Genomic DNA, 21,869 nt, shown 5'->3' on the forward strand with positions numbered 1-21,869 from the left:
GAAAACCGCAGGATGAGGGTGACTTTATCGCCGTGGCACTCGCGGCGATTTCTACCCTTAACCACTGGAAAATGCTATGACCTCTTCAAAGCTCGAAGTGTTAACCCCTGCGAACTGTCAGATCATCTTTATCGATCACCAGCCACAGATGGCGTTTGGCGTGCAGTCGATTGACCGCCAGGTGCTGAAAAACAACACCGTGGCGCTGGCGAAAGCGGCTAAGGTGTTCAACATCCCGACCATCATCACCACCGTAGAGACCGAAAGCTTCTCCGGTAACACCTATCCTGAGCTGCTGGACGTGTTCCCGGGTCAGGACATTCTGGAGCGCACCTCCATGAACTCCTGGGACGACCAGAAGGTGCGCGACGCGCTGAAGGCCAACGGCAAGAAGAAGGTGGTGGTTGCCGGTCTGTGGACCGAAGTGTGCAATAACAGCTTCGCCCTCTGCGCGATGCTCGAAGGCGACTACGAAATTTATATGGTGGCGGACGCGTCCGGCGGCACCTCCAAAGAAGCCCACGACTACGCGATGCAGCGCATGATCCAGGCGGGCGTGATCCCGGTGACCTGGCAGCAGGTGATGCTGGAGTGGCAGCGCGACTGGGCGCGTAAAGAGACCTATACCGCGGTGATGGACATCGTGCGCGAGCACTCCGGCGCGTACGGCATGGGCGTGGATTACGCCTACACCATGGTGCATAAAGCGCCGTCTCGCCAGAAGAGCGAGCACCGCACCCTAGCGCCGGTCCCGGCTCGCTAAGTTCCGCTGGCGGGCTGGTCCCTCATCCGGCTCGCCGCTGCCTCTTTCTCTGGAGTTCATAATGAGTACTGGGCTGATATCCCTTGCGGCAGGCGTGTTGATTGGCCTGATGTATGCCGTGCTGAAGGTGCGCTCCCCCGCGCCGCCCGCGCTGGCGTTGATTGGCCTGCTGGGGATGCTGGCGGGTGAACAGGCGACGCGCCATCTGTTATCCCGGGACGGCGCGCCTCCTCCTCAGGTGACCGTTCCGCAGGCTAAATCGCAGACGGGAGCGTCCTCATGAAGGCATGGATAATTTCGCTGGTGTGCGGCGTGGTTGCTGGGGTAATTTACGCCCTGCTCGACGTTCATTCCCCGGCACCGCCGGTTGTCGCCCTGCTTGGCCTGTTCGGCATGCTGGTGGGCGAACAGCTCATCCCGGTGGGACGACGTTTACTGAGTCGCGAACCGCTCACCCTCGCCTGGTTTCGTCACGAATGCGTACCGAAAATCAGCGGCTCGGCGCCCCCTGCGCCCGCGAAGGACGATCGCGACGTATAATGATTTTTTAGAGGAAAGACAGCATGACGCTGCCGTGGCGCATTGCCATCATTGATGACGAACGTTCCGTCCGCAGCGGGCTGAGTAATCTCCTGGAGTCGGAAGGGTATTCGACCGATACGTTTGATTCGGCAGAGGTATTTCTGAGCCATCCGCTTGCCCTGTCCGGCGCGGCGCTGGTGATCACCGACATCAAGCTGCGGGGCATGAGCGGCCTGGAGCTGTTTGAAAAGCTGCGCCTGCTGGCCGTACCGCCTCCGCCCGTGCTCTTTATCTCCGGTCATGCTGATGAAAATATGCAGCGGTACGCTCTCGGTCTGGGCGCCGCTGCTTTTTTGCGTAAGCCCATTAACATCGATATTCTGCTGGATCATATTCAGCGGGAGCTGGCCCGCCGACAATAAGGATCGCGGATGAACGAACACGAGCAGCCTGCATTCTGGCCCGCCCAGGGGAATCTTCACCAGGGGCGGGTTTTTGTCCTTAAAGAGGATGTGATTTTTACCGTGCTGGCGCAGGAGGGCGGAATCGCCTGGATGCATGCGCGACATTCTCATTCCGGCGGCTCGTTCATTATCGCCACCGCGGTCAGCGACGAAGAGGAAGAGCGGGCCACCCGGCTGCTGAAAAACGAGTTTGCGCTGCGTGACGCGCTGCAGGACAGCTGGGCCATTCGCGCCGTCGCATCCACCCAGTACCGGGGGCGCTTCGCGCTGGTATATGCGCCGTTTGCGTTTGAGCTGCTGGCGCGGCGCGCGGGCAGGGCGATCTCGGGGATCACGCGCTTTATCGAGATGGCGATCCAGATCTGCGTTCCCCTGCGCCAGATGCATCTGCAAAACCTGATCCACGGCGATATCAAGCCCGGCACGATTTTTGTTCATCACGATGCCACCTGCCGTCTGGGCAGCTTTGGCCTCTCCTGTAGCCTCTCCGGTGCCTTCACCCAGACCCGGCTTGCCGTGTCCGGCGGCACTCCCGCCTATATGTCTCCAGAGCATACCACCCGCACCCAGCGCCCCGTCGACAGCCGCAGCGATCTCTACAGCCTCGGCATGGTGCTGTATGAACTCCTGACCGGACGCCTGCCGTTTGAGCTGGGAGAGGACGAGCAGACCAACTGGGCGCACTACCATATTGCCTCGGCGCCGCTGGCCCCGGATGCGATCCGCCCGGACGTGCCGGGAATGCTGTCGACCATCATACTGAAGCTGCTGGAAAAGCACCCCGATAACCGCTACCAGACGGTTGACGGGCTGATTGCCGATCTCCGCCGCTGCCAGGCGACGTTAACCTGCGAGGGCGAGATCGTCGCCTTTACCCCCGGTCAGCAGGATCGCACTCCGGCGATCCATCTGGCGGACTCCCTGTTCGCGACGCATCCGCAGGCGAATGATGTCGTTGCCGCGTTTGAGCGGGTGGGGCAGAGCCTGGTCCCGGAGCTGGTGACGATCGGCGGGCCGTCCGGGATCGGCAAATCCTCCATTATCGCGACGGCGCTTAAAACGCTGCAGCAGCGTACGGTGCTGCTGGCGGTGGGCAAAGTCGATCAGTTTTCACCGTCGTTGCCTTACGGCGTATTAAGCTCTGCGTTCCGCGCCCTGACGCTGCACCTGCTGGGGCTGCCCGCAAACGACGTGGCGAAGTGGAAAATCCGCCTGTCTCGCGCCCTGGAGGGACACGAGGCGCTGGCCGTCAGCCTGGTGCCCGAGCTGGGACTGCTGCTTGAGAGCAAGCCGCGCTTCTCGACGGATACGTTTTCCATTGATGCCCGGGCGCGCTTCAGCCATATGGTGCTGGCACTGGTGAAGACCTTTGCCTCGCAGGGCTGCCCGCTGGTGCTGGTGCTCGACGATCTCCAGTGGAGCGACGCTGCCAGCCTGCACACGCTCAAATATCTGCTGATGAACTGCGGCGCTATCCCGCTGCTGGTGGTCGCGGCCCACCGGGATATCGGCTCTGTGACCGACGCCTCCCTGCAGGCGCTGCTGGCAAGCCTGCCGGAAGCGGCGCAAAACGCGAGCGAGATTGCTCCGCAGGCGCTTTCCGTGAAAGCGGTGGCGCGCTGGCTGGCGACGGTATTTCGCACCCGTAGCGCGGCGACGGCCGATCTCGCCACGCTGATCCACGAGAAGACCGGGGGTAACCCGCTCTTTGTGCACGAGTTTTTCCGCCGTATCGTTGATGACGGGCTGGTGGTACACAACAAATATCAGGACAAGTGGCATTACGATCTGCAGGCGATCCGCGCCCGGCATTACACCGAAAACGTGGTCACCCTGGTGCTGGAGCAGCTCGAAGAACTGCCCGACGAGACGCGTCGCCTGCTGGGCAGCATCGCCTGCCTTGGCGGCACGGGCGAGATGGAGATGGTCTGCCGCGTGGTCGGCATGTCGATGGCAGAAATGCGCTATGCGCTGCACCCGGCGGTGATGGCCCAGCTCATCGTGCTGACGGAAAAAGCGTATTCCTTCACCCACGACCGGGTACAGGAGGCCGCCTTCGCGCTGCTGGATCGGCATGAGAAAAGCCATATTCACCTTACGACTGCCAGCCTGCTGGCCGACGCCGCGCGCCAGGCGGCCGGGAACGAACTGCTGTTCCGCGCCGTTCACCACGTCACGGCCGCGCTGGACAGCATTCAGCCCGCGCCGCAGCGCCAGATGTTCCGCGAGCTGAGCCTGCTGGCCGCGCGGCGCGCGAAGCGCTCGGGAGATTACCCGTCGGCACTCAGCTATATCCAGACCGCCAGAGCGCTGGGCAACGCCGGGACGGTGTCGGACTTTATGCTCGATATTGAAGAGGCGGGCTGCGAGTTTGCGCTGGGGCACCTGGAGCGGACCCGCGAGCTGTGTGACGCGATCCTCGGCTGCCCCGGCGGGCTGACCGAAAAGGCGCTGGCGGCCAACCTGCTGGTGGAAGTGTACATTCGCCAGTCGGACAGCCGTCTGGCGCTGGAGGCGGCGCTCTGCTGGCTGGGGGTCTTTGGTATTCAGATCGGCCGCTATCCGGAAGATGCCGACTGCGACGAGGCCTGGGCGCTCTTTTGCAACCGCACGGCAGACGCGCCGCAAAACCTGTTTGCCCAGCTGTCGCGGATGGATAACCCGGAAACCGAAGCGGTGATGAACCTGCTCTACAGCGCCAGCATTTGCGCCAGCTTCATCTGCCCGCGCCTGCACTTTTTACTGCTCTGCCGCATGATGCACCTGACCCTCGACCACGGCATTACCGGCGCGTCCACCACGGCGATGGCCTGGTTTGGCGTGCTGATTGGCCACCGCTACGCCGAGTACCGCCTCGGGTTCCAGTACGGCACGCTGGCCCGCGAGCTGGTGAATCGCCACGGCTACGATGCGTTCGAAGCCAAAACCCTGCTGCCGCTCGACCAGCTCAGCGTCTGGACCCAGCCTTTGTCGTTCACCATCGAGTGCGCGAAAGCCTGTTTTACCTCAGCGGTGACCCACGGGGATATGACGATGGCCTGCTTTGCGGCCTGCCACCAGGTGATTAACTTCCTCTCGCGGGGCGATCACCTGGACGGGGTGCTGACCAGCATCGATCGCGGCCTGGCGTTTGTGCGTAAAACCCACTTCCAGGACGTGGAGACCATTTTGATGGTGCAGCGCGGCTACGTTGAGTTCCTGCGCACGCCTGTTATCGGCACCTGGACTGCGTCGCAGGTATTGCCGGAGGCGCTGCTGCCCGCGTCGCCGGAGCAGGCCCCGGAGCAGACCTCCACCATGCTGTTCTGGTACTGGCTCTATCGCGGTATGGCCCACTTTACCTGCGGGGAGTATGCCGACGCGCAGGCGGATCTGGAGATGGCGGGGTGGTACGCGTGGTCTGCGCCGGGGCACATCCATCTGCTGGATTACCATCTTTACAGCGCGCTGGCGCTTTCCCGTCAGCTGACGCCGGAGACCTTCTCGGCGAACCACCGTCGCAGCATTCACGCCCACTATGACAAAATCGCCCTCTGGGCGCGCGTTAATCCCGGCACGTTCGCGGATAAAGAGGCGCTGATCTACGCCGAAATCGTGCGTCTGGACGGGATGAACAGCATTGCGCTTGAGCAGTATGAGAAGGCGGTCCGGCTCTCCCGCGAGGGCGGGTTTAACCCGATCAACGCCCTGGCCCACGAGCTGGCGGGGCGCTTTGCGCTGGCCTGCGGCTATCCGACTGCCTCGGACGCCCACTTCCGCGGCTCTATTGCCGCCTGGGGGCGCGCGGGCGCGCAGGCCAAGGTGCGCCAGCTGGAGCAGGATTTCCCGCACCTGCTGGCCTCCGGGCAGGCCAGCGCCTACGACACGGTGGCGTTCGCCCAGAACGAGACCATCCGCGATCTGCAAAGCGTGATCAAAGCCTCCCGCGCGCTGTCGGAAGAGATTAATCTTGAGCGCCTGATCGAAAACCTGATGACCATCCTGCTCGAACGCGCCGGGGCGCAGCGTGGCCTGCTGCTGCGCGTGAGCGATAACCTTATCCCTGAGATCGAGGCCAGCGCCTGGACCAGCACCGAGGGCGTGCGGGTGCGGATCCTGAAAGACGTGCCGACGGCGACCGACCTGCCGCTGTCGGTGCTGGCGGCGGTGATCCGCACCGGGCAGGAGATCCGCACTGGCAGGCCGGAGGAGTTCCATCCCTTCAGCCAGGACCCTTATCTTGTGACCTCGGGGGCGGCGGTTATGTGCGTTCCGATGTTCAAACAGGCGCGGCTGGTGGGCGTGCTCTATCTCGAAAACCGCTTGATGCCGGAGGTCTTCACCGCCGAGCACTCGCGCGTGGTGAGCCTGCTGGGCGCGCAGGCAGCGGTATCCCTGGAGACGGCGCGGCTGTACGCCGAGCTGCTGGCGGAGAACATCCAGCGCCGCCGGGTGGAGAAAGAGCTGCGATCCAGCCAGACCTCGCTGATGCTGGGCGAGCAGATCAGCCACACCGGCAGCTGGCGCTGGGAACTGGAGCAGGATCTGATGTATGTCTCGGAAGAGTACGCCCGCATTCTCGGCCTGCCCGAGCAGCAAAAGATGATCTCCATGGCAGAGTTTTTGACCTTCGTCCATGAGGACGATTACGCCCGCATCAGCGCCATCGTCACCCAAAGCGTGCGCGAAGGTCTCTCCATGCGCGCGGAGTTTCGCGTCAAGCGTCCCGATGGCTCGACGCGCTACATCCTCGGAATTGGCGATCCGGTGGGCGTGGGCAGCGAGGTGAACGAGTACTACGGCATCATCACCGATATCACCAGCCAGCGCGCCGCGGAGGATGCCATGCGGGTGGCGCAGGCGGATCTGGCGCGGGTGTCCCGGGCCACCACCGTCGGACAGCTGACCTCCTCCATCGCCCACGAGATCAACCAGCCGCTGATGTCGATCGTCTCGAACGCCGGAGCGAGCCTGCGCTGGCTCAGCCGCGAGCCCGCCCGGCTGGATAAAGTGCGGGAAGGGCTGGAGGAGATCGCCGCGGAAGGCGCGCGGGCGGGGGAGATCATTCGCAGCATTCAGTCCCTGACGCGCAAGCAGGATCCCACCTTCTCGCGCATCGATCTGCACTATCTGATCCACCATATCATCGCGCTTTCGCGCAGCGAGCTGGAGCAGCGACACATAAGCGTTGATTATCTGTTGAAAGCCAGCGACAGCTTTATCACCGGCGATAGCGTGCAGATCCAGCAGGTGCTGTTGAATCTGGTGATGAACGCGGTAGAGGCGATGGCCGAGGTGAAGGATCGCGCCAGCACCATTACCCTCAGCACCGCCAACGCGGACGGGAAAGCGATCGTCGAGATTGCCGATACCGGCAGCGGCATTGAGCCCGAGCGGCTGGAGCAGATTTTTGACTCGTTCTATTCCACCAAGCCACAGGGAATGGGGATGGGGCTGACCATCAGCGCCAGCATCATCGAGCGCCACTGCGGGAAGCTGAGCGCGCGCCGCCGGGAGCCGTACGGCACTGTGTTTGCGTTTGCGCTGCCGCTGGCGGCGCAGGAAGGGTAAACGTTACTCCGCAGGCTGGCTTTTGGTCAGGCGCTCAACGGCCCTGACCAGCTCTGCCACAGAGCGCACCTGCATTTTCTCCATCACGCGGCGGCGGTGCACCTTCACCGTGATCTCGCTAACGCCCAGCTCGGCGGCAATTTGCTTGTTCAGCATGCCGCTTATCGCCAGCGTCAGCACCTCGTGTTCGCGCGGGGTGAGGGACATATGGCGCTGCTTCAGGGCGTAGTGCTCTTTATTGCGCACGGCGTTGTGTTCCGCCAGCTGAAGCGCGGACTCGATGGCGTCGATAAGCGCGGTGGATTCGACGGGCTTGGTGAGAAATTCGTACGCGCCGCCTTTAATGGCGCGCACCGACATCGGGATAGTGCCGTGGCCGGTAAGAAAAATAATCGGGATTTCGCGCCCGCTGTCCTTAAGGGCGTCAGCCACCTCAAAACCCGAGATGGTAGGCATTTGCATATCAAGCACCACGCACGACGGGAGCTCTTCAAAGCGGTACTGAAGAAACGCTTCTGCCGATGAAAAGCCGACGGCGTTTAGGTCTGCCGATTCCAGCAGCCCAATCACGGACTGCCTGACTGCGTCATCATCATCTACAACATACACAATGTGTTCCATTCACCGCCCCGGTGCTGATTGACATGTCGAGGATGCAAACAGTCACTACGGCGACGTAAGAGACTGTTTATGCTGACTTTCATCTTAACACATTAACTATCATTATCATTTAACAATATGATAACCGTATGAAGTATAGCGAGCCGGGGCGGGAGTGGTGAAGGAACGAAACGCGTGCAACATGGGCAGTATGCCCCAGCGCCCTCGTTATTTGTCGGTGAGGACTTTGATCGGTAAAACAGGCTACACTCTGGTTTTGAGCGCTAAATGCTGAGGACATAACAATGCACTACACACTGAAAGAAAGCGACAAGGATAAAGCGGAAGGGTCAAACGGCGCGGGCGCTCTGCAGCAAAAACTGCTGGAGTCTCGTTCGATTGTGATCTCCGGTGAGATCAATCAGGAGCTGGCGCAGAAAGTGATCACCCAGATGATCCTGCTGCAAAGCGTCAGCAACGATCCGATCAAGCTGTATATCAACAGCCAGGGCGGCCACGTGGAAGCGGGTGACACCATTCACGACTTCATCAAATTCATTCGCCCGGAAGTGCACGTTATCGGCACCGGCTGGGTGGCGAGCGCCGGGATAACCATCTTCCTGGCAGCGAAAAAAGAGCACCGCTACTCGCTGCCAAATACCCGCTTTATGATCCACCAGCCGCTGGGCGGCGTGCGCGGTCAGGCGACGGATATTGAGATCGAAGCGCGCGAGATCATCCGCATGCTTGATCGCGTGAACAAGCTGATCGCCGACGCCACCGGCCAGCCGCTGGAAAAAGTGAAAAAAGACACCGACCGCAACTTCTGGATGTCTCCGGCAGAAGCGCTGGACTACGGCATTGTGGGTAAACTGATCACCCATTATGACGAGCTGAAGCTGGATTAAGTTTTCGCGGCGTGTTTGTGTCGGGTGGCGGCTTCGCCTTACCCGACCTACACGCTTTTTACCCTCGCTTGACCCACGACAAAGCAGCCCTCCACGCTCTCCACCATAATCGCGCCTGTTTCCCTTCTCACTGGTGCTACCCATGGCGTATCAACTGAACCTGAACTGGCCGGAATTTCTTGAGAAATACTGGCAAAAACAACCCGTTGTGCTGAAAAATGCCTTCCCGAATTTTGTCGACCCGATTACACCGGACGAGCTGGCGGGTCTGGCGATGGAGCCGGAGGTCGATAGCCGTCTGGTAAGCCATTTCAACGGTAAATGGCAGGCCAGCAACGGTCCGTTTGAGCACTTCGACGATCTGGGCGAAACCGGCTGGTCGCTGCTGGCGCAGGCGGTGAACCACTGGCATATGCCCGCCGCGGAGCTGGTGCGTCCGTTCCGCGTTCTGCCGGACTGGCGTCTGGACGACCTGATGATCTCCTTCTCCGTGCCCGGCGGCGGCGTGGGTCCGCATATCGATCAGTACGACGTGTTTATCATTCAGGGGATGGGCAGCCGCCGCTGGCGCGTGGGCGACAAGCTGCCGATGCGTCAGTTCTGCCCGCATCCGGCGCTGCTGCATGTCGATCCGTTCGAGCCGATCATCGACGAAGATCTGGCCACGGGCGATATCCTCTACATCCCGCCAGGATTCCCGCACGACGGCTTTACCCATGAAACGGCGCTCAACTACTCCGTCGGCTTCCGTGGACCAAACGGCCGCGATCTGATCAGCAGTTTCGCCGATTACGCGCTGGAGAACGATCTGGGCGGCGAGCACTACAGCGATCCGGATCTGACCTGTCGCGAACACCCGGGCCGCGTGGAGCAGTACGAACTCGATCGCATTCGCCAGATGATGTTCGACATGATTAGCAAGCCGGAAGATTTCACAAAATGGTTCGGCAGCTTTGTCTCCACCCCGCGCCACGAGCTGGATATCGCCGCCGCCGAGCCGCCGTACGCGCCGGAAGAGGTGCTGGACGCGCTGCAGGGCGGCGAAACGCTGTCTCGCCTGAGCGGCCTGCGCGTGCTGAACGTCAACGGCAGCTTCTTTATCAACAGCGAACTGCTGGAGACGGTTGACGCGAAGGGGGCGGATGCGCTGTGCCGCTACACGGAACTCGGCCAGGCCGAGCTGGGCGATGCGCTGAAAAACCCGGCGTTTGTTGAAGAGCTCACCGGGCTGATTAACCAGGGATACTGGTACTTCGACGAGTAGTGCGGCACGGTTTTCTCCCTCTCCCTGTGGGAGAGGGGCGGGGTGAGGGCATCAGGCCGCACTAGCCCTCCTCCATCGCTATCACAATCGCTTCACCCAGCTTCTTCAACGCCTCGCGATGTTTCTCCGTCGGCGGCAGCGCCACGTTGATCCGCAGGCAGTTGCGGTACTTCCCTGATGCGGAAAACAGCGACCCGGCCGCGGCCTGGATCTTCAGCCGGCACAGCTGCTTGCTGACGCACACCATGTCGACCTTCTCCGGCAGCTCAATCCACAGCAGGAAGCTGCCCTGTGGGCGCGTGACGCAAATCTCTGCTGGAAAGTACTGCCGTACCCAGCAGGTGTAAGTTTCCATATTCTGCTGATAAATCTGGCGCATGCGGCGCACGTGGCGATGGTAATGACCGTCGCGAATAAACGCCGCCACCGCCATCTGCGTGCCCGGCACGTTAAACCCGCCGGCGGCGTATTTCATGTGCATCACCCGGTCGTAGTAGCGTCCCGGTACAATCCAGCCGACGCGCAGGCCCGGCGCCACGGTTTTGGTAAACGAGCTGCAGAGGATCACGCGGCCGTCGATATCCATCGAATGAATGGTGCGCGGGCGCGGGTACTCCGCCGCCAGCTCGCCGTAAATGTCATCCTCAACAATCACGATATCGTGCCGCTGGGCGAGGGCCAGCACCTGCTTTTTCCGCGCCTCCGGCATGATAAACCCGAGCGGGTTATTGCAGTTGGGCACCAGAATCACCGCCTTGATTGGCCACTGCTCCAGCGCCAGCTCTAACGCTTCGATGCTGATCCCGGTTTCAGAGTCGGTAGGAATTTCAATCGCCTTGATGTCAAATCCGCGCAGCATCTGCATGGTGCCGTGAAACGACGGCGATTCCACCGCCACGATATCTCCAGGTTTGCATACCGAGAGCAGGGCGATTGATAGCGCACCGTGGCAGCCGTTGGTAATCACAATGTCGCTTGCCGAGACGGTAGAGCCGCCGTCCAGCATCAGGCGCGCGATCTGCTCGCGCAGCTCCAGGCGCCCGTCGAGCACGTCATAGCTCAGCATCTCGCCGGGGTTATGCTGCGCGATGCGGCTCATCTCGCGCCACAGGGGCTTCAGGCTCGGCTGGTTAATGTCCGGCGAACCGCCGCCAAAGGAGATCATCTCTTTGTCGGCGCGGGCGTCCAGCAGCATCATCACCTCATCCCACTGGGTAACGTCCACGGGGCGCTGCACCGGGCGCGTCATCGCCGGGACGGGCGGCTGGGCTTTTCGCGGTGAGACAAAATAGCCGGAGCGCGGCTGAGGGGTTATCAACTGGAGGTTTTCGAGGATCTGGTAGGCCTGCTGTATGGTGCTGATGCTCACGCCGTGCTCCTGACTCAGCGTGCGCACCGACGGCAGACGTTCGCCGCTGCGATACAGCCCTTGCTCAATGCGTTCAGCCAGAAGATTGGCCAGATGTTGGTAGCGTGTCATGCTGTATCCTTTGTTTTCACCATACAGATTATAAAACCAGTACAGATTGCTGCGAAAATTGCCATGCAGATACTGTTTTAGCGGATCTGTATGTTAAACAAAAGTTGTTTTTGCATCTGTATTGCACGGGTGGATTTCCGGGATGATAACCCCGCTGACACAGTGAGGAGAGCATCATGGAATTCTACGAGAATCGTTCAAAACGTCCGTTTATTGTGTTTGTCTGGATCGCAAAAACGCTGCGTAACTGGTATCGCATCAACCGCACCCGCCGCATCCTGAGCCAGATGAGCGACGAGCAGCTCAAGGACGTTGGGTTATCGCGATATGATGTGTGAGCCGTATCATCGCCCGGTGGCGCTACGCTTACCGGGCCTACGGGATCGAGTAGGCCGGGTAAGGCGAAGCCGCCACCCGGCGATGGTTAGCGCAACAGCGCAAACGTCTGCCGCTTCGGCCTTTCCAGTAAATCCAGCGCCTCCTGATACGAGCGCACGTTGTTATAGCCCATCACCAGCCCGTAACGTTTGCCCGACCCGCGATACCACTCCGAGAGCGCATTGACCTGCAGCTGATGTTCCTGCCAGCAGCGCGCCACTTCCCGGTCACGGCTTCCTTTGGTCAGGAACGCCACGATATGCATCCCTCCGTCGTTTTGCTCGGTGAAAAACAGATCGCCATACACCTCCTGCAGGGCGGCAATCATCCAGTCGCGGCGGGTCTGATACAGCGCGCGCATCTTTTTCAGATGACGGAAAAAATGCCCTTCGTTGAGAAACGCGGTGAGGATCTTTTGCGTCAGCACCGGCTGGCCGCTGGTGGTGATGTCCGCGCAGTCGGTAAAGGCTCCGACGGTGCTGGCGGGCATCACCACGTAGCCCATGCGCAGCGACGGCATGATGGTTTTACTGAAGGTGCCCATAAAAATCACCCGGTCGTGCTGGTCGAGGCTTTTCAGCGACGGCAGCACCTTGCGGGTGTAGTGAAACTCCCCGTCGTAATCGTCTTCGATAATCCACGCCTCGTTCTGGCTGGCCCAGTCGAGAAGCTGCTGTTTACGCGGCAGGGAGAGCGTGACCGCCAGTGGGCTCTGGTGCGACGGGGTGACGATGGCAAATCGGGCGTCGCGATGGTGACGCAGCAGGTAGTCCGTATCGATACCTGAACGGTCGACCGGCACGGTGTGCAGGCGCGGCACGATCCGCTTGAGCAGCTGCTGGCCCATAAAATAGCCCGGATCTTCAAACACCACCTTGTCGCTGCGGCTGGCGAGGGTGTCGAGGATCAGCCGCAGGCTGCCGCTGTAGCCACTGGTGATCAGCACCTGTTCAGCGGTGCAGGATAAACCGCGTGAAATATTGAGGTAGCTGGCGATGGCCTGGCGCAGCGGATACCAGCCCAGAACGGGCGGGTTGAGCATCTCCTCCTGTCGCATAGCCCGCGTCGCCTGGCCCGCCAGCAGCAGCCATTTTTTATACGGGAAGCTGTCGAGGGCGGGGATGCCGGGACGCAGAAACCCGGCCCGCTCGCGCTGGCTGATGAGCGAGGCCGGAAGCGCTCCGGTGGGCTGCTCCGCAGGGGCACTCTTATCCGGCAGCAGTAAGTCCGGGTTAACCCGCGTGCCGCGCGCGCCCTGGCTCACCAGATACCCTTCACCCGTCAGAATGGCATACGCCGTTTCGACGGTTTTACGCGCCACCTTCAGCTCTTCCGCCAGCACGCGGATGGCAGGCACCCTGTCGCCCGGCTTCAGCACGCCGCGCATGATGTTGTCGCGGTAGCGGGAATAAATCTCGTGATAGCCCGGCTTCATGTCCTACCTCATTTCACGCTTTTTGTATCTTTTTACTATGTCATGAACGGCGTAGATTTGCCTCATCGCACGGCACATGCCGCACAAAAAGAGGAAAGACCATGAGCACTCGCGTTAACCACCATAAAGTTACACCTGCCCTCGCCAACGCGCTGTCTGCCCTGAGCATGGAGGTAGCAAAAACCTCCATCGATCCGGCGCTGAAGCACCTGATCGACATTCGCGTGTCGCAGCTGAACGGCTGTACGTTCTGTCTGGATATGCACTCAAAAGAGGCGAAAATCGCCGGCGAGCGCGAACTGCGCCTGTACCATCTGGCGGCCTGGCGCGAGTCCCCGCTGTTCAGCGCCCGCGAGAAAGCGGCGCTGGCGTTCACCGAAGCGCTGACCCAGATTGGCGTTCACGGCGTAAGCGATGCGCTGTACCGCAGCGTGGCGGAGCACTTCTCGGACGTCGAGATTTCAGAGCTGAACTTCGCCATCGTGGCGATCAACGCCTGGAACCGTCTGGGGATCACCTCCCGCATGGCGCCCGGCGCGCTGGACGCGGCGTACGGGCTGAACAAGGCTAACCTGGAATAATTCCGCGCTCGCGGATCATCGCCACCAGCGCCCGCAGTCCCGGCGGGACGTGGCGATGGCCGGGGTAGTACAGGCGCAGCCCGGCAAACGGCTGCGCCCAGTCGTTTAAGACGCTCACCAGTTCCCCGCTTTTCAGCTCGTCCCGAATATAGAGTTCCGGCAAAAATCCCACCCCTAATCCTGCTTTCACGGCGCGGATCGAGGCAAAAAGATCGGACGTCGCAAAGCGCGGCGGCACGGCAAGGGCGTACGTTTCCCCCCGACGCGCCAGCTCCCAGCGGTAGATCCCGCCGTGGGCCATGCGCATGCCGATCCCCTGGTGTGAAAGCAGATCGTCCGGCGTTTCGGGTATGCCGTGACGGGCGAAATAGTCCGGCGTGGCGGTGACGAGCTGGCGGATCTCACCGGTCAGCGGCACGGCGATCATGTCCTGCGGGACGGACTCTTCGAGGCGGATCCCCGCGTCATAGCCTTCGGCAACGATGTCGATCATCCTTGCTTCACTCACCGTTTCCACGCGCATTTTCGGGTAGCGGATCATGTAGTCGATCAGCAGCTGCTCCAGAAACAGCGTGCCGATATGGTTCGGCACGTTCAGCCGTAGCGTACCGGCGGGTTCCCCGGTGTCGCTGTGGATCTCCTCGCTGGCGAGACGGATCTCCTGCAGGGCAGGGCCGATACGCGCCACGTACCGTTGCCCGGCGTCGGTGAGGGCCACGCTGCGGGTGGTGCGGTTGAAAAGTCGCGTCTCAAGGCGGCTTTCCAGCCCGGCGATGGCGTTGCTGACCGCCGTGGCGGACATCCCCAGCTCCTGCGCCGCACCGCGAAAACTGCCGCGCCGCACCACCGCCATCACCACTTCCAGCTCTGTCAGACCTGAACGATGCATAGATTATCCTGAAAATCGAAACAACCCTTGCAGCATAGCGTGGATTATCGCAACGGAGAAGCCGTGACAGACTGGGCTCACACAGCCTGAGGAGGTTTATATGCACACCATCGAACAGATCTTTATTAACGGCGAGTTTGTTACCCCGCACGGTACCGAGTGGTTTGATTTGTACAATCCGGCGACGGCGCAGGTCATCGGCCAGGTTCGTCTGGCGGATGAGGTTGACGCAACGCGCGCCATTGCGGCGGCAAAAGCGGCGTTTCCGGCGTGGTCGCAGACCACAAAGCAGGAACGCCTCGCGGCGCTGAAGCGCATGCACGCCGCCGTGGCCGCTCGCCACGACGATCTGCTGGAAGCGGTCATTGAAGAGTACGGCGCGCCCGCCTCGCGCTCGGCGTGGATGGCTAGCTATCCGGCGGAGGTGATTGCTCAGGCAATTGAGGCGCTGGAGGCGTTTGAGTTTGTCACCCCCGCAGGTGCAGCGACGGTGCAGATGACGCCGCTTGGGATGGCCGGGTTGATTACGCCCTGGAACAGCGACGCGGGGTTTATCTGCGGCAAGCTGGCGGCCGCGCTGGCTGCGGGCTGCACGGCGGTGATCAAGCCGAGCGAAATGAGCGCCCTGCAAACGCAGATTGTCACCGAAGCGCTGCGCGATGCTGAATTACCGCCGGGGGTATTTAATATCGTCACCGGACGCGGCGAGACGGTAGGCGAAACGATTAGCCGTCATCCGGACGTGGCGAAAATCTCGTTCACCGGCTCCACGAATACCGGCAAGGCGATCCTGCGTAACGCGGCGGAAAGCTTTAAGCGCGTGACGCTGGAGTTGGGCGGTAAATCGCCGACGATCCTGCTGGATGATGTGGATCTGGCGCAGGCGATCCCGCTGGTGATTCAGGCCGGGTTTATGAACAGCGGGCAGGCGTGCGTGGCCGGAACGCGCATTCTGGTGCCGCAGGCGCGCAAGGCTGAGATCGAAACCGCGCTGGCGCAGGCCGTGGCGGTGGTGAAATCGGGCGATCCGCGCGATAGCGCGACGGACGTCGGCCCGATGGTCAGCGAAAAGCAGTGGCTGCGGGTGCAGGGCTATATCCGGAAAGGTATCGAAGAGGGGGCACGCCTGCTGGCGGGCGGTGAAGGGCGACCGGAAGGCACGCGGGACGGCTGGTTCGTGCGTCCGACGCTGTTTGCCGACGTGAACAACCGGATGACCATTGCCCGCGACGAGATTTTCGGCCCGGTGCTGTGCGTGATCCCCTATCATGACGAGGCGGAGGCGATCGCCATTGCCAACGACACCGACTACGGCCTGAGCGCGATGGTGCTGGGTGGTGATGTAAACCGCGCGCGACGCGTGGCGCAGCAGATTGTTTCCGGTCGCGTGCTGGTGAACACCCTGGCTCATGAACCGAAAGCACCATTCGGTGGCTTCAAGCACTCCGGTTTGGGGCGCGAGATGGGCGAGTGGGGAATTCGGGCGTTTATGGAGCCGAGGTCGATGGTGGGCTAAAACTTCGCTATTTACCGAAGCATTGTGCTTTTCCATCCCGCATGCTCTCCCCAACATCGCAACGGAGAGAAAACCATGATCGCAGTCATTTTCGAAGCTAAAGCCGCGCCTGCCCATCAGGCGCGCTATCTTCAGCTTGCCGCAGAGCTTAAGCCGCTGCTGGCGGACATCGACGGCTTTATTGATATCGAACGTTTTCAGAGCCTGACCACCGACGGCAAAATCCTGTCCCTTTCCTGGTGGCGGGATGAAGAGGCCGTCCGCCGCTGGAAGCAGAACGTCTTTCATCAGGCGGCGCAGGCCGAAGGGCGGGAGTCGATTTTTGCGTACTACCGCATCCGGGTGGCGCAGCTGGTGCGGGAATACAGTTCCGAAACCGGAGGGCATGCCGATGTATGACGTTCATGTCATTTTTCGCGATACCCCCGGTGAACTGGCGCGGTTTGGACAGCTGCTGGGCCGCAACGACGTGGGGCTGGAGGGCGGTGGCGTATTTGGTACACATGCCCATTTCCTGGTGGAAGACGGGGAAAAAGCGCGACGCGTGTTGCTCGACGCCGGGTTTACCGTACAGGCGGTGCGACAGCCGGTGATCAGAAAGCTTAAGCAGGAGCGTCCAGGCGAGTTGGGCGAGATCGCGGCGGCGCTGGCGGCACGCGGCGTGTCTATCCTGACTCAGTACAGCGACCATGCGAATCACCTTATTCTGCTGACGGATGATGATAAGCTGGCCGCTGAGATCACCGAACCCTGGGCGGCCCATGCTTAAGACGAGTTTACCTCCTGACAACAGCGCGATGCTGGAAAAGGCGATTGCCGCGGTGGCGGCTGCCATGGCCGATCCGTCGCGCGTGAAGATGCTGTGTGCGCTAATGGACGGGCGGGCGTGGACGGCCACTGAACTGAGCGCGGCGGCAGACGTCGCCCCGTCGACCGCCAGCGGGCATCTCGCCCGGCTGCTTGAAGGGCAACTGATTACCTGCCTGTCGCAAGGGCGACATCGCTATTATCGTCTTGCCGGGCACGACGTGGCGGCGCTGGTGGAGCAAATGATGGGGCTTTCGTGGAGCCGCATTACCCCGCCGGAAACCACCGCGCCGAAAGCCATGCGTGAAGCCAGGACCTGCTACGACCATCTCGCAGGCGCGGTGGCGGTGCAGATTTATGATTTCATGCAGACGGAAGGCTGGCTGGAGGCTGATGGTTCAGCGTTGACACTCTATGGCCGGGAGCAGTTCCTGACGCTCGGCATTTCGTTAAGCGCGCATCCGCGCCGGAAGGCCTGCTGCGCCTGCCTGGACTGGAGCGAGCGGCGATTTCATCTCGGCGGTGAGGCGGGCGCTGCGTTGCTCATCCACATGGAAAGCAAAGGCTGGATCCAGCGGGTAGCGGGGTATCGGGAGGTGGTTGTGACGGCGTCGGGGAAGGCCGCTGTAAAGAGGCTTTTTAGCCGCTAAAAACGCCCGGTGGCGCTGCGCTTACCGGGCTTACGCGTACATCGCCGCCAGTAACACCTTTCGCAATTCCTGCGCTTATGCCTCTCGTTTCTTGATACTTACCCTGATAACTATTATCTTGACCGCGTGTGACGAGAGGTTTCCCCATGAGTGAAGAAGAACTGTTCTGCCGCAGACCGATGGGCATGCGGATGGCGATGATCGTGCGCCAGTGGCGTGCCGTCATCGACGAGGCCATTCTCGATACCGGGTTAACCCAGTCGAGCTGGACGGTGATGATGCAGCTTCATCAGCTCGGGGATAACGTCTCAATGAGTGAGCTGGCGGAGGTGCAGGGCATTGAACTGCCGCCGCTGATGCGCACCCTGACACAGCTGGAAAAGCAGGGTTACCTGCTGCGCGCCACATCGCCTTATGACAAGCGCATCCGGCTTCTGACGCTGACGCCTGAGGGAAAAGCCCTGTTACAAAGGCTCAGTCAGGTGATTGAGACGTATCAGGCGCGCGTATCGCAAAACATCGCGCCGGAACATCTCGACATTTTCAGCGCCACGTTGAATCAAATCGCCTGCAATTTGCGGACAATCCGCGAAGAAGATAACAAGACCGAAAAATAATGACCCCTGAACAAAAGTTTGCCCGCTGGGTAAGGGTGAGTATTGCCTCTTTCCTGCTGATGTTTGTCTATTTTATCGTCGCGGATATCTGGATCCCGCTGACGCCGGACTCCACCGTAATGCGCGTGGTGACGCCGGTGTCTCCGCGCGTCTCCGGCTACGTGGCGGCGGTACATGTCCACAACAACAGCCAGGTGAAGAAAGGCGATCTGCTGTTTGAGCTCGACGACACGCCGTTTCGCAATAAGGTGGAAGCGGCGCAAATCGCGCTTGAGCAGGCACGCCTGTCCAATGAACAGCTGGACGCGCAGATCGCCGCCGCGCAGGCCAGCCTGAAAACCGCCGTGCTGACCGCGCGTAACGACAAAGTGACCTTTGACCGCTACCAGAAGCTGAGCACGCTGCAGAACGTCTCGCAGGCGGATCTGGATAAGGTTCGCACGACCTGGCAGAGCAGCGAACAGTCCGTCAGCTCAATTCAGGCCAACATCCAGAACCTGCGCATCCAGCGTGGTGAGCGCGAAGAACACCGCAACGTGACGCTGCAAAAATACCGCAACGCGCTGGATGAAGCTGAGCTGAACCTCGGCTGGACGAAGGTCTATGCCCTGGCGGACGGCACGGTCAGTAATCTGCAGTTGAGCCCCGGCTTTTACGCTTCATCCGGTTCCGCCGCGCTGGCGCTGGTGAACAACCAGACCGATATCGTGGCCGATTTCCGTGAAAAAAGCCTGCGCCATACCCATCAGGGCACCGATGCGGCCGTGGTGTTTGACGCCTTCCCGGGACACGTTTTCCGCGCCCACGTCACCAGCAGCGACGCGGGGATCCTGGCAGGTCAGGAGGCCGTTAACGGCCAACTCTCCGAGCCGGAAACCTCCAACCGCTGGGTGCGCGACGCCCAGCGCATGCGCATTCACGTGACGCTGGACGAGGCGCTGCCGAAGCATCTGCCGACCGGCGCCCGCGCGACCGTGCAGCTCTACAACAGCGAAGGGCCGTTTGCGCGCTTCTTCTCCGGGATGCAGATCCACCTGGTAAGCCTGCTTCACTATGTCTATTAGTACCCTGGCGCGGGTCTTTACCCCGCACGGCAACATCGTCTACACGGCCAACGACTTTCGCCAGACCCTGCGCATCGTCTTTGCCGGGATGATTGCGCTGAGCATCTCCAGCTTTTACAACACCAGCTACGGCGTGTTTTTCGTGGTCTACCCGATCATGCTGCTGTCGCTGGTACCGGTGTTTAACCGCCACGTGGCAAAGCAGTTTATCTTCAGCGCCGCGCTAAACTGCGTCGAAATGATCCTCATCATCGGCTATCTGTCGCAATGGCCGGTCATCATGACGCTGGTGGTCTTCGCTCTGTACGTGATGCGTTTTCGCTTTATGAGCAAGGGACCGCTGTTCCTGTTTGGCTCAATGGGCGTGGTGTGCCAGAGCGTGATGCTCAACTTTATGAGCTACCCCACCACCAGCTGGCACACGCTGCTGTTTTCCAACATCGAAGCCAGCGTAATGGCGGTGTGCCTGAGCGCGCTGATGAACTACCTGCTGCCGGACGTGGAGCCCCGCAAGCCGCCGCCGCTGATTGAGAAAGACGACGCCCGCGTGCGCCACGAGTCGCTGCTCTCCGGTACCGTCGCGACGCTGATTTTTGTGGTGTTTCAGATTAGCGACTTAAGCGACTCGCTTTCGGCGCTGATGGCGGGGATTTTAATCCTGTTCCCGATGCACTACCGAGGTTCGGTGATGAGCTCAATCTGGCGCGTGGTCGGCGTGGTGCTGGGCTGCCTCTATATTCTGGTTGTGCAGCTAATACTCTACGATCACAGCAGCCATATGCTGCTGATGATGCCGCTGATCGGCCTCGGGCTGGCGTTTGGCGCGCGTCTGCACGTGATGGAGAAGGTGGGGGCGGGCGTGGGCTTCTCCAGCATCACCACCATCGGCATTATGTTCGGGCAGAACATGCACCCTGACACTGACCTGGTGTTCAGCGATCTCTATCGCATCACCTCCGTCACCTTTTCGCTGGTGGCGACGCTGACGATGGTCTTTCTGATGCACCTGATCCTCAACCGCTTCGAGGCGACCCGCTACGTCATCGCGCCGCCAAAAGCAGATTAATGCCCCAGCACGGCAGGCAGCTGCGAGAGTAAAAACAGGATCAGGCCAATCGTCCCGCCCACCAGGGTTCCGTTGACGCGGATAAACTGCAGATCCTTGCCAATGTTCAGCTCAATCTGGCGGGACATGTCTTTGGCGTCCCAGCTTTTCACCGTGTCGCTGATGTGGCGGGTCAGAAACGCCGCGAAATCCGGCGCGAGGCGGTGTGCGGCCTGCTCCAGATGCTCGTTCAGCGAGGCCTGCAGGTTCGCATCGTTTGTCAGCGTTTCACCGAACCACAGCCCGGCGTTGGCGATGCGCTGCTTCACGCGCGAATCTTCACTCTGCATATCTGCCTTCAGCCACTGGCGCAGATCGGCCCACATCTCGCCCAGATAGCGGTTAAAGGCCTCATCGTTTTTCAGGTAGTGCTTGATGTTGTCGGCTTTTGCCGCCATCTCCGGATCGTTTTTCAGGTTGTCGATAAGCTTCAGCGTGGCGCGGTCGAACGCCTGACGGATCTGGTGCGTGCGGTCGTGGCTGATATCATCCAGCAGCGTATTCACCGCGTTCGACACCATCTCCGCGCTCTGATCGCCCAGCCACTCGGTGGGCAGCACCATCGCCTTGCGCGGGTGCTCGGTCTTCAGCCAGTGGACAATCTGGTCGGCAATAAACTCCCGCGTGCTCTCCCGCTGAATCAGGGTAATCAGGCGATTGATGATGGCGTCGAGCAGCACCTGGTGACGGTTGTTTTTGGTCATGCTCTCCAGCATCACGGCGCTGGTTTCGGTGAAATCGACCTTGTCGATGGCCTTATGTACCGCGCGTTTAAGCAGGCGCTGAATGCGCCCGTCGTCGGTCAGTTCCAGAAAACCGCTCATCACCTGCATCAAGTGCAGCCCGACGCGCTGGGCGTTGTCGGGCTTGCTGAACCAGACGCCGATCATCTGCGCGGGCTCATAGCGGCGGATCAAATCGACCAGCGACTGGGTATCCAGAAACTTCTCCTGCACGAACTGGCCGAGATTGTCGCCAATCCGGTCCTTATTGCGCGGGATGATCGCCGTATGGCGGGAGATAAAGGGAATCGGCACCCGGCGGAACAGCGCGACGACCGCAAACCAGTCAGCCAGCGCACCGACCATTGCCGCCTCGGCAATGGCCTTGACGCCGCGCACCCAGAAGGTCTGCGGCAGGAACAGGGTGGTGATAAAGGCCGCGGCGGCAACCAGCAGCAGCGACAGCGCCAGCATCTTGGCGCGTTTGAGTTCAGCTATTTTTTCCATGGGTTAAGGATAGAGGGTTGTGGGAGAGAAGTGCAAAGTACCCTGAC

At 60.9% G+C, this 21,869-nt stretch carries 21 protein-coding genes; 16 read left to right on the forward strand and 5 right to left on the reverse strand.

What is annotated here, in order from left to right:
- Positions 1-76 precede the first annotated feature (76 nt).
- The 5 genes from ACW9E7_RS01510 (at position 77) to ACW9E7_RS01530 (ending at position 7,299) form a co-directional block, all read left to right on the forward strand.
- Entirely contained in the window at positions 77-763 is a 687-nt protein-coding gene (locus tag ACW9E7_RS01510; RefSeq protein WP_008501349.1) for a hydrolase, read from the forward strand.
- Between the two features lie 61 nt (positions 764-824).
- Positions 825-1,046 (forward strand): DUF1427 family protein, encoded by a 222-nt coding sequence (locus tag ACW9E7_RS01515; protein ID WP_032660957.1) that lies wholly within the window; start codon positions 825-827, stop codon positions 1,044-1,046.
- Positions 1,043-1,303: a XapX domain-containing protein gene (locus tag ACW9E7_RS01520; RefSeq protein WP_111964146.1), complete on the forward strand. Its 261-nt coding sequence runs from the start codon at positions 1,043-1,045 to the stop codon at positions 1,301-1,303. Before ACW9E7_RS01515 ends, ACW9E7_RS01520 begins: the two co-directional genes overlap by 4 nt.
- A 23-nt stretch (positions 1,304-1,326) precedes the next feature.
- Complete coding sequence (locus ACW9E7_RS01525; protein WP_111964145.1) at positions 1,327-1,707, forward strand: response regulator transcription factor; 381 nt, start codon at positions 1,327-1,329, stop codon at positions 1,705-1,707.
- 9 nt (positions 1,708-1,716) lie between these two features.
- Positions 1,717-7,299 carry a trifunctional serine/threonine-protein kinase/ATP-binding protein/sensor histidine kinase gene (locus ACW9E7_RS01530; protein ID WP_458727143.1) on the forward strand — a complete coding sequence of 1,861 codons (5,583 nt, stop codon included), beginning with the start codon at positions 1,717-1,719 and terminating at the stop codon, positions 7,297-7,299.
- Between the two features lie 3 nt (positions 7,300-7,302).
- On the opposite strand, the gene ACW9E7_RS01535 is transcribed toward ACW9E7_RS01530, so the two are convergent.
- Positions 7,303-7,920, reverse strand: a complete 618-nt coding sequence (locus tag ACW9E7_RS01535) for a response regulator transcription factor (protein WP_458727144.1) — start codon at positions 7,918-7,920, stop codon at positions 7,303-7,305.
- Between the two features lie 284 nt (positions 7,921-8,204).
- On the opposite strand from ACW9E7_RS01535, the gene ACW9E7_RS01540 reads away from it, so the two are divergent.
- Positions 8,205-8,807, forward strand: coding sequence for an ATP-dependent Clp protease proteolytic subunit (locus ACW9E7_RS01540; RefSeq protein ID WP_008501342.1), 603 nt, complete (start codon positions 8,205-8,207; stop codon positions 8,805-8,807).
- A gap of 142 nt (positions 8,808-8,949) precedes the next feature.
- Positions 8,950-10,071 (forward strand): ribosomal protein uL16 3-hydroxylase, encoded by a 1,122-nt coding sequence (locus ACW9E7_RS01545; protein ID WP_458727145.1) that lies wholly within the window; start codon positions 8,950-8,952, stop codon positions 10,069-10,071.
- Positions 10,072-10,132: 61 nt separating this feature from the next.
- Here ACW9E7_RS01545 and ACW9E7_RS01550 read toward each other — a convergent pair whose 3' ends face one another.
- Positions 10,133-11,551, reverse strand: coding sequence for an aminotransferase-like domain-containing protein (locus ACW9E7_RS01550; RefSeq protein WP_458727146.1), 1,419 nt, complete (start codon positions 11,549-11,551; stop codon positions 10,133-10,135).
- Positions 11,552-11,727: 176 nt separating this feature from the next.
- Between ACW9E7_RS01550 and ACW9E7_RS01555 the strand changes: the two genes are divergently transcribed.
- Complete coding sequence (locus ACW9E7_RS01555) at positions 11,728-11,889, forward strand: DUF1127 domain-containing protein (protein WP_022650337.1); 162 nt, start codon at positions 11,728-11,730, stop codon at positions 11,887-11,889.
- An 86-nt stretch (positions 11,890-11,975) separates the two neighbouring features.
- Here ACW9E7_RS01555 and pdxR read toward each other — a convergent pair whose 3' ends face one another.
- On the reverse strand, positions 11,976-13,364 hold the full coding sequence (pdxR, locus tag ACW9E7_RS01560) for a MocR-like pyridoxine biosynthesis transcription factor PdxR (RefSeq protein WP_458727147.1): 1,389 nt from the start codon (positions 13,362-13,364) through the stop codon (positions 11,976-11,978).
- A 101-nt stretch (positions 13,365-13,465) separates the two neighbouring features.
- Between pdxR and ACW9E7_RS01565 the strand changes: the two genes are divergently transcribed.
- Positions 13,466-13,945 (forward strand): carboxymuconolactone decarboxylase family protein, encoded by a 480-nt coding sequence (locus ACW9E7_RS01565; RefSeq protein WP_023310248.1) that lies wholly within the window; start codon positions 13,466-13,468, stop codon positions 13,943-13,945.
- On the opposite strand, the gene ACW9E7_RS01570 is transcribed toward ACW9E7_RS01565, so the two are convergent.
- Positions 13,932-14,834 (reverse strand): LysR family transcriptional regulator, encoded by a 903-nt coding sequence (locus ACW9E7_RS01570; RefSeq protein WP_458727148.1) that lies wholly within the window; start codon positions 14,832-14,834, stop codon positions 13,932-13,934. The genes ACW9E7_RS01565 and ACW9E7_RS01570 overlap by 14 nt on opposite strands.
- Positions 14,835-14,934: 100 nt before the next feature.
- On the opposite strand from ACW9E7_RS01570, the gene ACW9E7_RS01575 reads away from it, so the two are divergent.
- The 7 genes from ACW9E7_RS01575 to ACW9E7_RS01605 all read left to right on the forward strand — a co-directional run bounded on the left by ACW9E7_RS01575 (position 14,935) and on the right by ACW9E7_RS01605 (position 20,554).
- Positions 14,935-16,350, forward strand: a complete 1,416-nt coding sequence (locus ACW9E7_RS01575) for an aldehyde dehydrogenase family protein (protein WP_458727149.1) — start codon at positions 14,935-14,937, stop codon at positions 16,348-16,350.
- A 75-nt stretch (positions 16,351-16,425) separates the two neighbouring features.
- Positions 16,426-16,749, forward strand: coding sequence for an antibiotic biosynthesis monooxygenase family protein (locus ACW9E7_RS01580; RefSeq protein ID WP_033144543.1), 324 nt, complete (start codon positions 16,426-16,428; stop codon positions 16,747-16,749).
- The gene (locus tag ACW9E7_RS01585; RefSeq protein WP_149367776.1) at positions 16,742-17,119 is read left to right on the forward strand and encodes an amino acid-binding protein; all 378 of its coding nucleotides are present in this window, start codon (positions 16,742-16,744) and stop codon (positions 17,117-17,119) included. The genes ACW9E7_RS01580 and ACW9E7_RS01585 overlap by 8 nt, the downstream gene beginning before the upstream one ends.
- Positions 17,112-17,807 (forward strand): ArsR/SmtB family transcription factor, encoded by a 696-nt coding sequence (locus ACW9E7_RS01590; RefSeq protein WP_458727150.1) that lies wholly within the window; start codon positions 17,112-17,114, stop codon positions 17,805-17,807. Before ACW9E7_RS01585 ends, ACW9E7_RS01590 begins: the two co-directional genes overlap by 8 nt.
- A 146-nt stretch (positions 17,808-17,953) precedes the next feature.
- Positions 17,954-18,424 carry a MarR family winged helix-turn-helix transcriptional regulator gene (locus tag ACW9E7_RS01595; RefSeq protein ID WP_458727151.1) on the forward strand — a complete coding sequence of 157 codons (471 nt, stop codon included), beginning with the start codon at positions 17,954-17,956 and terminating at the stop codon, positions 18,422-18,424.
- Positions 18,421-19,488, forward strand: coding sequence for an HlyD family secretion protein (locus tag ACW9E7_RS01600; protein WP_458728361.1), 1,068 nt, complete (start codon positions 18,421-18,423; stop codon positions 19,486-19,488). The genes ACW9E7_RS01595 and ACW9E7_RS01600 overlap by 4 nt, the downstream gene beginning before the upstream one ends.
- Positions 19,478-20,554 carry a DUF2955 domain-containing protein gene (locus tag ACW9E7_RS01605; protein ID WP_458727152.1) on the forward strand — a complete coding sequence of 359 codons (1,077 nt, stop codon included), beginning with the start codon at positions 19,478-19,480 and terminating at the stop codon, positions 20,552-20,554. Before ACW9E7_RS01600 ends, ACW9E7_RS01605 begins: the two co-directional genes overlap by 11 nt.
- Here ACW9E7_RS01605 and ACW9E7_RS01610 read toward each other — a convergent pair.
- A complete protein-coding gene (locus ACW9E7_RS01610) occupies positions 20,551-21,822 on the reverse strand; it encodes a DUF445 domain-containing protein (RefSeq protein ID WP_458727153.1) in 1,272 nt (423 codons plus the stop codon). The two genes, ACW9E7_RS01605 and ACW9E7_RS01610, sit on opposite strands and share 4 nt — an antisense overlap.
- Positions 21,823-21,869 lie beyond the last annotated feature (47 nt).

It is taken from the genome of Enterobacter sp. H2G27, assembly GCF_054403075.1.